This window comes from Lonsdalea britannica (genome assembly GCF_003515985.1).
GTDB classification, from domain to species: domain Bacteria; phylum Pseudomonadota; class Gammaproteobacteria; order Enterobacterales; family Enterobacteriaceae; genus Lonsdalea; species Lonsdalea britannica.
Genome location: NZ_CP023009.1, coordinates 3,146,895 through 3,158,226, shown reverse-complemented (window position 1 = coordinate 3,158,226; position 11,332 = coordinate 3,146,895). Strand labels below are relative to the sequence as shown.

12 protein-coding genes and 1 pseudogene are annotated in these 11,332 nt (G+C 51.7%); 5 read left to right on the top strand and 8 right to left on the bottom strand.

From position 1 onward, the window contains the following. Positions 1-233 precede the first annotated feature (233 nt). Positions 234-1,355, top strand: a complete 1,122-nt coding sequence (gene rnd, locus CKQ53_RS14515; RefSeq protein ID WP_118895311.1) for a ribonuclease D — start codon at positions 234-236, stop codon at positions 1,353-1,355. A 195-nt stretch (positions 1,356-1,550) separates the two neighbouring features. Here rnd and minE read toward each other — a convergent pair whose 3' ends face one another. Genes minE through minC form a run of 3 tightly spaced genes read right to left on the bottom strand, consistent with a single transcriptional unit; the run spans position 1,551 to position 3,341 of the window. Beyond that, on the bottom strand, positions 1,551-1,820 hold the full coding sequence (gene minE / locus CKQ53_RS14510; RefSeq protein ID WP_026739383.1) for a cell division topological specificity factor MinE: 270 nt from the start codon (positions 1,818-1,820) through the stop codon (positions 1,551-1,553). A gap of 3 nt (positions 1,821-1,823) precedes the next feature. Continuing rightward, positions 1,824-2,636, bottom strand: coding sequence for a septum site-determining protein MinD (minD, locus tag CKQ53_RS14505; protein ID WP_085652475.1), 813 nt, complete (start codon positions 2,634-2,636; stop codon positions 1,824-1,826). A 21-nt stretch (positions 2,637-2,657) separates the two neighbouring features. Then, positions 2,658-3,341, bottom strand: a complete 684-nt coding sequence (gene minC / locus CKQ53_RS14500) for a septum site-determining protein MinC (protein ID WP_085652474.1) — start codon at positions 3,339-3,341, stop codon at positions 2,658-2,660. A gap of 136 nt (positions 3,342-3,477) precedes the next feature. On the opposite strand from minC, the gene CKQ53_RS14495 reads away from it, so the two are divergent. The 3 genes from CKQ53_RS14495 to CKQ53_RS14485 all read left to right on the top strand — a co-directional run bounded on the left by CKQ53_RS14495 (position 3,478) and on the right by CKQ53_RS14485 (position 5,306). Next, positions 3,478-3,750 carry a YcgL domain-containing protein gene (locus CKQ53_RS14495; RefSeq protein WP_085652473.1) on the top strand — a complete coding sequence of 91 codons (273 nt, stop codon included), beginning with the start codon at positions 3,478-3,480 and terminating at the stop codon, positions 3,748-3,750. A 340-nt stretch (positions 3,751-4,090) separates the two neighbouring features. Next, positions 4,091-4,747 carry a fumarylacetoacetate hydrolase family protein gene (locus CKQ53_RS14490; protein WP_094117574.1) on the top strand — a complete coding sequence of 219 codons (657 nt, stop codon included), beginning with the start codon at positions 4,091-4,093 and terminating at the stop codon, positions 4,745-4,747. A 112-nt stretch (positions 4,748-4,859) separates the two neighbouring features. After that, a complete protein-coding gene (locus CKQ53_RS14485; RefSeq protein WP_026739388.1) occupies positions 4,860-5,306 on the top strand; it encodes a YcgN family cysteine cluster protein in 447 nt (148 codons plus the stop codon). A 195-nt stretch (positions 5,307-5,501) separates the two neighbouring features. Here the strand turns inward: CKQ53_RS14485 and CKQ53_RS14480 are convergent, their stop codons facing one another. The 4 genes from CKQ53_RS14480 to dsbB form a co-directional block, all read right to left on the bottom strand. Then, positions 5,502-6,065 carry a hypothetical protein gene (locus CKQ53_RS14480; protein ID WP_094117575.1) on the bottom strand — a complete coding sequence of 188 codons (564 nt, stop codon included), beginning with the start codon at positions 6,063-6,065 and terminating at the stop codon, positions 5,502-5,504. Between the two features lie 318 nt (positions 6,066-6,383). Next, positions 6,384-6,638, bottom strand: coding sequence for a hypothetical protein (locus CKQ53_RS14475; RefSeq protein ID WP_139824007.1), 255 nt, complete (start codon positions 6,636-6,638; stop codon positions 6,384-6,386). A gap of 232 nt (positions 6,639-6,870) precedes the next feature. Next, complete coding sequence (locus CKQ53_RS14470; RefSeq protein ID WP_094117576.1) at positions 6,871-7,326, bottom strand: cupin domain-containing protein; 456 nt, start codon at positions 7,324-7,326, stop codon at positions 6,871-6,873. A gap of 268 nt (positions 7,327-7,594) precedes the next feature. Beyond that, on the bottom strand, positions 7,595-8,125 hold the full coding sequence (dsbB, locus tag CKQ53_RS14465; protein ID WP_085652502.1) for a disulfide bond formation protein DsbB: 531 nt from the start codon (positions 8,123-8,125) through the stop codon (positions 7,595-7,597). Between the two features lie 637 nt (positions 8,126-8,762). Here dsbB and fadR point away from each other — a divergent pair. Continuing rightward, a pseudogene (gene fadR / locus CKQ53_RS14460) lies at positions 8,763-9,481 on the top strand (fatty acid metabolism transcriptional regulator FadR). Positions 9,482-9,545: 64 nt separating this feature from the next. On the opposite strand, the gene CKQ53_RS14455 reads toward fadR, so the two are convergent. Continuing rightward, positions 9,546-11,078, bottom strand: a complete 1,533-nt coding sequence (locus CKQ53_RS14455; RefSeq protein ID WP_085652466.1) for a SpoVR family protein — start codon at positions 11,076-11,078, stop codon at positions 9,546-9,548. Positions 11,079-11,332: the final 254 nt, after the last annotated feature.

Genomic DNA, 11,332 nt, shown 5'->3' with positions numbered 1-11,332 from the left:
CCGGACTGTTTGCAGGGTGTTAGCAGGGTATGGTTACCTCATGATCTTGGCTGTCAGACATCTGGCCCGGTTGACCTGATTCCATGACTCGGCCTCCTTTCCTTGCGCCGTGTCGCCGCTATTTGACTTCATAAGATGTGCATTTTTGCGTTTTCATGTCAGGCTCGCCGGTCTTTTCCGGCGTTCCTTTTATCGTCATGACCATTGTTGGACATAACCAAGAGAATAATGTTTTGAATTATCAGTTGATCACTACCGATGCCGGCTTATCACAGGTTTGCGCGCAGGCGCGCGCTACAACGCAAGTGGCGCTGGACACCGAATTTGTCCGGACGCGCACTTATTATCCACAGTTGGGACTGATTCAACTGTATGACGGTGAAACGCTGTCGCTGATTGACCCCCTCCCGATCGAGGACTGGGCGCCGTTTAAGGCCCTGCTTACCGACGCCAAGGTGACCAAATTTCTGCACGCCGGCAGCGAGGACCTGGAGGTCTTCCTGAACGCGTTCGGCTGTGTGCCGTCGCCGTTTATCGACACGCAAATTCTGGCCGCTTTTTTAGGCAAACCGTTGTCCTATGGCTTTGCCGCACTGGTGGCGGACTATCAGCAGGTGACGCTGGATAAAAGCGAGTCCCGCACAGACTGGATGGCGCGCCCGCTGAGCCAAAAACAGTGCGACTATGCGGCGGCCGACGTCTTCTACCTGCTGCCCATGGCAAAAACGCTGGTGGAGCAAATTCAGGCGACAGGTTGGACGGAGGCGGCGTTGGACGAATGTCAGCTGCTGTGCCGCCGACGTCAGGATATTTTGGCGCCGGAACTCGCTTACCGTGAGGTCGGCAACGCCTGGCAGTTGCGCGGCCGACAGCTGGCGTGCCTGCAACGTCTGGCTGACTGGCGTCTGCGTAAAGCGCGCGAACGCGATAGCGCGGTGAATTTCGTGGTACGCGAGGAGCACTTGTGGCAGGTAGCACGTCATTTGCCGACCTCGCTGGGCGAATTGGATTCGCTGGGGCTGAGCGGTCCGGAAATTCGCTATCATGGTAAAACGTTGCTCTCGCTGGTGGCGGAGACCGTGGATCGGAATGAGGCTGACTTCCCGCCGCCGGTCGCGAACCTTCTCGACTACCCCGGTTACAAGTCGGTATTCAAGGAGATCAAGGCGCTGATTCAGGCGACCAGCGCCAGCAGCGGACTATCTGCGGAACTGCTAGCCTCGCGTCGTCAGATCAACCGCCTGCTCAACTGGTACTGGAAACTGTCTGTCGGTGGGAATACGCCTGAACTGGTTAGCGGCTGGCGCAACACGCTGTTCGGCGACGATCTGCGGGCGATTTTAAACCGCGATTAATCGCGGAGGACGTGGCGGTCGGCGGTGGAATACTGGCGGCTGCGATGTCCAGATCTTGCCGGAAAGGGCAACGGTAAGCTGAGGTCTTGCATCACGGGTGTATGACGACTGGCGGGGAATAAAGGCAAGAGCATGATCGCCGCGACCAGGCCCGACTGCGATTAGCAGGTGTCTGGCTCAGCCGCGGCGCGATGGTTACTTCGGCGTTTCTTCCGCTTCCGGCAAGGTGACGTTGAGCTCCAGAACGGAAATATCGTCACCTTTCTGTTCCAGCTGAACAGATACCATTTGCGGGTCAATCTGCACGTATTTGCAGATCACTTCCAGAATGTCTCGTTTCAACTGTGGCAGATAATGGGGTTCGCTATCCCCACGGCGCCGCTCCGCGACAATAATTTGCAGCCGTTCCTTGGCGATATTGGCTGTCGCTTTTTTGCGGGACAGAAAGAAATCGAGTAAGGCCATGGTTTACCCCCCAAAAAGTCGTTTGAGGAAGCTCTTCTTCTCTTCCTCGATAAAGCGGTAAGGGCGTTCTTCACCCAGCAAGCGATCTACAGTGTCGGCATAAGCTTTACCCGCATCGGCCGAGTCGTCCAGAATCACCGGTTCGCCCTGGTTGGAAGCGCGCAGCACCGACTGGTCTTCCGGAATGACGCCCAGCAGCGGAATGCGCAGAATTTCCAGCACGTCTTCCATGCTCAGCATGTCGCCACGGCTGACGCGGCCCGGATTGTAACGGGTCAGCAGCAGATGCTCTTTGATCGGATCTTCGCCACGTTCTGCGCGACGAGATTTGGATGACAGAATGCCGAGAATACGGTCGGAGTCGCGTACGGATGAGACCTCCGGGTTGGTGGTAATCACCGCTTCGTCCGCGAAGTAGAGCGCCATCAGCGCACCGGTTTCAATCCCCGCCGGAGAATCACACACGACGAAGTCGAAATTCATTTCGTTCAGACCATCCAGCACTTTTTCGACGCCTTCACGTGTCAGCGCGTCTTTGTCACGGGTCTGAGAAGCCGGGAGGATGTACAGATTTTCAGTGCGTTTATCTTTAATTAGCGCCTGATTTAGCGTCGCGTCACCTTGAATGACGTTGACGAAATCGTAAACGACGCGGCGCTCGCATCCCATGATCAGGTCAAGGTTGCGCAGGCCGATATCAAAGTCGATGACAACTGTTTTTTTGCCTTTTTGGGCTAAACCGGTAGCAATGGCCGCGCTTGAAGTAGTCTTGCCAACGCCCCCTTTACCCGATGTAACAACGATGATGCGTGCCATAAATGATTCCTTGTCAAGGGCTTAGTCTAGAGTTTGTATGTTAAGAACATTGTCCAGCAGGTTGAGATTTACCCGTGCAGCCTGCCCAAAAAAATCTTGCGGTATCTGGTCGCTAAGCCAATAACGGCCCGCGATGGAGACCAGTTCTGCGGCCAGATGGGTGCAAAAGATCTGGCTGTTAACGTCGCCAGATACGCCTGCCAGGGCACGGCCCCGCATCATGCCGTAAATGTGTATATTGCCGTCTGCGATGATTTCGGCGCCCGCGCTCACGCTGCTGGTGACGATGAGATCGCAGTTACGCGCGTAAATCTGTTGCCCGGAACGAACGGGCGCGCTGATCACCTTGGTTTTCACCGGCTCCGGAGGCGGGGCGGCGGGTTCGGAAGCCCGACGCTCTTTACCTTCGTTCAACAGCGGTAGTCCTGCGCGGACGATAGCTTGCTTGAGCTGTTCGTCTTTGCAGCCGCTAACGCCGACCACATGCAGACCGGAAGCGGCGACGGCTTGCTGCAGCGTCACCCAATCGGTGTCGGCGGTCAGTGTTGAGACATTGATGACAACGGGCGCGTTTTTAAGAAACGCGGGAGCCTGTTCGATTTTTTCCTGCAGGGCTTGGTAAATTACCTCGGGTTGAGATTCATGCAAATGAACCACCGATAAGGTAAAGCTGCTGCCTTTTAACTCAATTGGCGATTGTGACATCTATCCTGACTCAGTTTCGGCATCTTTAAACCCCCAGAGTAACATTTAACTATGATATTCCAGAGCGCTATAAGCATGTTATAGTCACATGTATATACAGGCAATACACGATACCCATTTAATTTAGAGTAAAAATATGTTTTGTGCGATCTATAGAAGTAACAAACGGGATCAGACATATCTTTATGTCGAAAAAAAAGACGATTTTTCGCGCATTCCTGAAACGCTGATGAAAAGTTTCGGTGCGCCGACTTTCGTGATGCTTTTACCGCTAGATGGTAGGAAAAAACTGGCGTCGGCTGATATCGACAATGTGCGGCAATCGCTTAAAGAACAAGGGTTTTACCTTCAGGTACCGCCCCCGCCGGAAAATTTGCTAAATATACATCAGTCGGCAGTTGAAAAATAATAGGGTTATTATTTTCGGACAATCCCTTATCGCCACGAGATATTAATGGCCTCGTAACGGAAAATAGTCAGGGCGCAAATTAATCTACAGGCTGACTTTTATTCAGGCCGTGTTTTATTTCCTGATTTTATATACAGTGATTTGTCGGCTTAATTGTTTATCCGCCCGTTTTGAATTTATCCAACGGGCTTTTTTTAGCCATGGATAATGACGAAATCTGACGACACTTTCGCTCACGTTTGCGTGCTTATCTTTTTGTCATCAGTATCGGTATGATGGGGAGCCTGGCGCCGCGGCGTGCCGGGGTCAATATCTCAACAGACAGGTCAGGAGATGATGCATGTATCAGCACAGAGACTGGCAGGGAGCGTTACTGGACTTCCCTGTCAATAAAGTAGTGTGTGTCGGCAGCAACTATTCCGAACACGTCCGGGAAATGGGCAGTTCCACGTTTCCAGAGCCGGTGTTGTTTATCAAACCTGAAACGGCGATCTGCGATCTCCGTCAGCCCCTTTCCATTCCTCACGATTTGGGCGCGGTACATCACGAGGTTGAACTGGCCGTATTGATCGGCACTCCGCTGAAACAGGCAAACGAAGATCGCGTCGCTCGGGCCATCGCTGGCTACGGCGTGGCGCTCGATTTAACGCTGCGTGAGCTACAGGCGTCCTTTAAAAAAGCCGGTCAGCCGTGGGAAAAAGCGAAAGGGTTTGATGGTTCATGTCCGGTATCCGGTTTCATCCCTGTCGCAGAATTCGGCGATCCGCAGAATACGGATCTGACGCTGAGCATCAACGGCGAAGTCCGGCAGCAGGGAAATACGCGCGACATGATAACGCCGATTTTACCGTTGATCGCCTATATGAGCCGTTTCTTCACCTTGCGCGCCGGGGATATCATCCTGACAGGGACACCGCAGGGCGTCGGGCCGCTGCTGTCGGGCGATACGCTGAAAATTGCTTTGAACGATAAAACGCTGGAAACCCGCGTGATTTAGTCATACTCAGGCCATCTGTCCGGTGTGGCAGGTGGCTTCTCCTCATTAAACGACCTCGTTAAAATTAACACTGTTAGACGGGCTGTTTCCCGTCACCTTGGATACTATTGCAATGAATCAATCACCTTTTTGGCAACATAAAACACTGGCTGAAATGTCTGACGAAGAGTGGGAAGCCCTCTGCGACGGATGTGGCCGCTGTTGCCTGAATAAGCTTATTGATGCTGATACCGAAGAGCTGTACTTCACCAATGTCGCTTGTAATCAGCTGAACATCAAAAGTTGCCAATGCCGCAACTACGCCCGCCGCTTCGAATACGAGCCGGACTGCATCAAGCTGACACGGGAAAATCTGTTGTCGTTCGAATGGTTGCCGGAAACTTGCGCTTACCGCCGGATCCACGAAGGCAAAGGTCTGGCGAGCTGGCATCCGCTGATTGCCGGTTCAAAACAGGCGATGCATCAGGAACGTATTTCGGTACGCAATATTGCTGTCCGCGAGCGTGACGTCGTTGACTGGCAGGACCATATTCTGAATAAACCTGATTGGGCTAGGTAAGCTTAGGATCTCTTAAAGGAAAGCTGCTGCGGGTTTCAAGCCTGTGGCAGCGGTGGGGCAATATCCGCCTAGTTTTGCGCCCATACTGGGCTGATCTTCGCTATTGTTCGTCGTCTTTTTTCCGTCATTGTTGCCACTCTGCCGCCACTCCCTTTGAATCGTATGCGCCGTGTAAGCATTGTTGAGCGCGGCGAATTAGACGTTGGCCTTGTGTTGGGCGTCCTGGCTGATTGATTTCAGCATCCTCAGTCTGATCAATCCGCTTACCGGTCTAATTATGTACCAGTAGGGAGCAAATTTACGTTGTGCGGTGTTATCCAGGCAGAGCACCCGTGTTTCTGTTCTCAGTCGAGAAGAGGTGTTGCTTAATCGCTCAATGGAGAAACTCAAGGCCAGTTTGGCTGAGCCTGGTTCATTAAACGCCAGAAAATCTGCGGCATCAACGAGTGTGGTTTGACCGTAATCTGAGCGCCAAAACTTTCCCGCTAATCCAAACACAACATCCTGATCGCTTCTTTGTTCTAACATCGTGAAATTGTCCATGTTGAAGGGTTTTCGATACGCAAAATCTTTGCCCTTCATTCGGTCATAAAGACGGATTGGCAGTTCGCGCAGGGTAATTGCACTGCGGAATAAATAATCATTATCGGGTCGATAGCTAAGCACGGCGGCCATAATATGTTCTGGTGTTGCAGCGACGCCCAGGGAATGGTTTTCGCTGAAATGGCAGGCAGGCAAATACTGATCAATTAAATCCATGTGGGTTTCCCAATAAAGATATGAGTCGTCAGTGCAGTGAAACAGGTGGGACATTCTGGCACGTCGTCAGATCTGACGCACCAAAGAGCGGGCGTATGGACAGGACACAGAGCATAAAACAGGGCTTAAAACATGAATATCGCTGAATCGACTTGGCGCTGATGGGGAGCCGCAGAAATCTGATCTCTGGTTGCCTGAACTCGGTATGGGATATCCTCGTGGTCAATGTTTTACCACGGGAATATCGGTATCCGGCGTGCTGTTTTATTGCGTGATTTATGCCTCAGCCTTTATCAACACGGCTTCGGCTTTAAGCTCTTACTCCTGGTCAGTTTTTTTGACCGTACCCAGTTTGATAGTTTCCACAATCATATCGTTGATGTCTTCGGCCACCGCAGCGGCGTCCTCATCGTCCAGCTTGGACAAATGCTCGTAGTCCGATTTCACCACCCGCGTTTCTGCCAGCTTTCGCAGGCTTTCCCTTTGCTCGTCGTTCATGATGGAAATCATAAATCCAATAACGGTTCGCAGCGCGGTAACTTCTTTCAACAGATAGAGATCGGCAGTGATCATGGTCGTATATCCCATAGAGTAGCGATGGAGTTTCACTTTCAATATAGCGCATAAATTCAAGGGGTATTTACGAAGGGAGAAACCGTTTCACGGCTGAAGAGGGTTGGAGAGTGGAGGGTGCGCGTCGTCAGGAGCGGAGGAAGTACCAGGGGGGAAATCGCTCAGCGCTATCTCCTAACGCATGACATCATCAAAAAAGCCCTGAATGTCAGGGCTTCTACGAAGATGGGGGTTATTTGTCGGACGTAAAGTAGTCTTTATCGCCTTCCATCGGAATGTAGGCGCGGACCCATTCGTTACCGTCAATAATTTCCCAACTATGGCCAGGACCTTTCAGATCTTCAGCCAACAGAACGGTGCCTGGTGCGATGATGAAGGTAGAGCCATTGCTGACTTTGAATTTCAGCGTACCTTTCAGCGTGATTACATACTGTTTTCTCGGAGCAGCATGGGTATTCTTTTCCCAATCCTCAGTCGAGTTGCTGATCCAAAATTTTTGTGTCGGGATCTTTTCCAGCGCAGGAATACTGCCTTTAACGAAGCTGGAATTGTCACCCTCGACGTTGATCAGTTTGATTGCGGGGATTCTAACTTCTTCGCTGCCTGTGACCTTGCCAGATTCACAGTAGCCTTTCACGGACACGGCCAAAGCTGCAGCCATCAAAAGAAATGCTTTTACTTTTTTCATCTACTCGAGCCTAAAAAGAGGTTGGTTATTATTAGCCTGACCATAGTCAGGCTGGCTGAAGATGTTAGAGGAAAGCAACAAAAAGGCCATCAATTGCTGCCAGCGGTAAAACCGATGAAACGGCGACGATGACTGAACGGCAACGGAAGAGAAAGAAAGAAAGGAAGAGGGAGAGGGAGAGGGAGAGGGAGAGGGAGATATTATCGTGGTGCGGGAGGAAAAACGCCCGGCTGGGTGCTGACAGGTAGCCGGGCGGAAGACGGCGTGATTAACGGAAAAGGTCGCGGCGTTTGGGTCTAAACAATTGAGCAATCAGCACCAGCGCGCAAACCAGCAGATAGGCGCCGAAGATCACGATCATCCACTGCGGCATTTCCAGTCCCATAAAGTGCCACTGACGTTCGGCACAGTCACCCGAGGCGCTGAACACGGCCGGGGCCCATTTGTCCAAAGGCAGCCATGAAGGGAAGTTGACGAAAAAGTCGCAGGTGGCGAAAGGCGAAGGGTGAAGCTGAATATCGGTATGTTTCAACGCCAGCAACAGGCCTTCGAACGCGCTGTAGAGCCACAGGGCGATGGCTGGTAAACGAATCACGACGCTGCCTGGCGCGATAGCGCCGACAAGTCCGGCCGCCATGATGCCAAACATCGCGTTACGTTGATAAATGCAGAGAACGCAGGGTTTCAACAACATAACATGCTGGAAATAGAGCGCGATCAGTTCGAAGATTAGGCTGGTCAGTGCCAGGAGCAGCCAGGCCGTCCGGCCATGCGAGCAACGGTTTAAATATCGCAACATCAGCAGCATAAAAGTATTCCATGCAAAACGTTCGAATTATAACAGCGCTATCAATTTCGCTGTCCTCACAAAGAGTGGTGCTCTCAACAATAATCACTGTCTGAGAGATGAAATCATCTTTTCTTCAGAGCGGAAATTTTACGCCGTGTAGCCCATACTCTTTTGTTTTTAAAGGTGATATCAGAAAGAACTGGATGTTTTCACCTGAGTGTTACTATACACGATATAGGCTGGCGGATGGACTCGCGCGGCGCGTTATATCGGCAGCGATCGCAACAAATATGTGTCAGGCTGTAAATTCTCAGGCGAGAGCGGCGCGGGCTTTGCTCATCGCCATGGGCATGTTGAATAACGCGGATAAATCAACCCTGACGATCCGTTAATAGACAAAAGCTGCCCAGGATGTGTTCCATGTCATAACTCGACATTTTTCTCCCCCTTAAAACTTCTTACAATATAAAATGATGTCTTGATACGAATTTCTCGGTGATGTGAGCCTCAGTGTCGCTGTCTGAGCCGGTGTACGGGGGTTTGCTACTGGATTGATTTGTCACTCCCGGAAACTATGTGATGGTAAAGGGGTTTGTTATGATGATGTTTACTTTCATGGGTAAGCATCGCTACGGAATATAAACTTATGGTTATAAAGGCGCAAAGTCCGGCGGGATTCGCGGAAGAGTATATTGTTGAAAGTATATGGAATAATCGATTCCCCCGGGGACTCTCCTGCCCGCAGAAAGGGAGTTATCCGAACTCATCGGTGTCACGCGCACCACGCTAAGGGAAGTCTTGCAGCGTCTGGCTCGTGACGGATGGCTAACGATTCAGCACGGTAAGCCGACCAAGGTTAATAATTTCTGGGAAACTTCCGGTCTGAACATCCTTGAAACGTTGGCGCGTCTCGACCATGATCGCGTGCCGCAGCTCATCGATAACCTCCTGTCTGCGCGAACCAATATCGCGGGTATTTTCATTCGGACTGCGGTGCGCCAACATCCCGAACAAGCGTTGGAAATCCTTCAGCAGGCCGATACCGTTAGCGACACCGCTGATGCTTTCGCGGAACTGGATTACGCGATATTTCGAGGACTGGCTTTTGTGTCGACCAACCCGATTTACAGCCTGATTCTTAATGGGTTGAGAGGGTTGTACATCCGCGTTGCTCGCTACTACTTTTCCAATCTTGACGCCCGCGAACTGGCGCTGAAGTTTTATCGCCAGCTTGGCACCTTGTGTCGCGAAGGTCGTTACGAACAGGTTCAGGAAACCGTGCGTGAGTATGGCAAAGAGAGCGGCGCCCTTTGGCATGGCATGCAGAACGCCATTCCTCACGATCTGGCCGGGGGCGGCCGCTGATCTGAGCGAATAAAAACGGGTAACCCTGTCAAAGCGGTTACCCGTTGCTTCATCGGTTTAACGACTAGGGCTGATTGCGTGGCGGGCAGCGGTCAATAAGCTCTACGCTGCCATCGTCATTCAACTGCTCCATAAACACTTCAAAACCCCACAGTCGATAAACGTGTTTCATCACTTCATGGCTGCTCTTATCAAGCGGGGCCCGGTTCTGCGGGATATAGCGCAATGTCATCGAGCGGCTACCGCGCAGGTCGACATTCCAAATCTGTATGTTGGGTTCGATATTACTCAGGTTGTACTGAGCTGAGAGCTCCTGACGAATTTTCTTGTAGCCTTCCTCGTTGTGGATGGCCGCAATCTCCAGGTAGTTATTACTGTCATCATCCAACACGGTAAACAACCGGAAATCACGCATCACCTTCGGCGACAGGAACTGGCTGATAAAGCTTTCGTCTTTGAAGTTTTGCATCGCGAAATGCAGCGTGTCCAACCAGTCTGCACCGGCGATATCCGGGAACCAGTAGCGATCTTCCTCCGTGGGTTCCTGACAGATGCGCTTGATATCCTGGAACATGGCGAAGCCCAGCGCATACGGGTTGATACCGCTGTAATAAGGGCTGTTATACGGCGGCTGATAGACCACGTTGGTGTGGCTGTGCAAAAACTCCATCATAAAGCGGTCGGAGACTTTGCCCTCGTCGTACAGGTGATTCAGGATGGTGTAATGCCAGAAGGTCGCCCAGCCTTCGTTCATGACCTGCGTCTGCTTCTGCGGGTAGAAATACTGACTGACTTTACGCACGATGCGCAAGACTTCACGTTGCCAGGGTTCCAGCAGCGGCGCGTTCTTCTCCATAAAGTAGAGCAGGTTTTCCTGCGGCTCCGTGGGGTAACGCGGCGTTTTTTCCGGCGCGGATTCGAGCTCGCGGCGCGGCAGGGTTTTCCAAAGATCGTTCACCTGACTTTGCAGGTAGGCTTCACGACTTTTCTGCCGCAGCTGCTCTTCTTCCAGCGAGATTTTCTGCGGACGTTTATAGCGATCCACGCCGTAGTTCATCAGGGCGTGACACGAGTCCAGCAGGCGTTCGACTTCCACCACGCCGTAGCGTTCTTCGCAGCGCGCGATGTACTGACGGGCGAAAATCAGATAGTCCACGATGGAACTGGCGTCGGTCCAACTGCGGAACAGGTAGTTGCCTTTGAAAAAAGAGTTATGGCCGTAGCAGGCGTGCGCGATAACCAGCGCCTGCATGGTCATGGTGTTCTCTTCCATCAGGTAGGCGATACACGGGTTGGAGTTGATGACGATCTCATACGCCAGCCCTTGCTGCCCGTGCTTATAAAGCTGTTCGGTTTCGATGAACTTCTTGCCAAACGACCAGTGCGTATAGTTGATGGGCATGCCGATGCTGGAGTAGGCATCCATCATCTGCTCGGAAGTGATAATTTCAATCTGGTGGGGGTAGGTGTCTAACCGATATGACTTGGCGATCCGGTCGATTTCATCCAGATAGTCCTGAAGCAAGTCAAACGTCCAGTCTGGCCCATCGCTCAGACATTGTGGGTTTCTTACCCGATCATCAATTGATACAGCCATCTGCGCGCCCTCACAATTACTTGTCACCACATTAGCGTGTGACACTTTTTAATCGTAGTTCAATCTGAAAAATCAGTGCCATGGATGTGTATTATTCGGTTGGCGAGTGATTCATCTTACGTCCCTGTCGTCTCATCCGCGTAATAAATAAAAGCTATATCAACGCAAATTCGTGTGTCGGAAAGCCGCGTTGGGAAGTGAACTCAGTTTGTTATACGGCTTTCACTGTGGGGAGAATATTCGCGCGGCTGAGA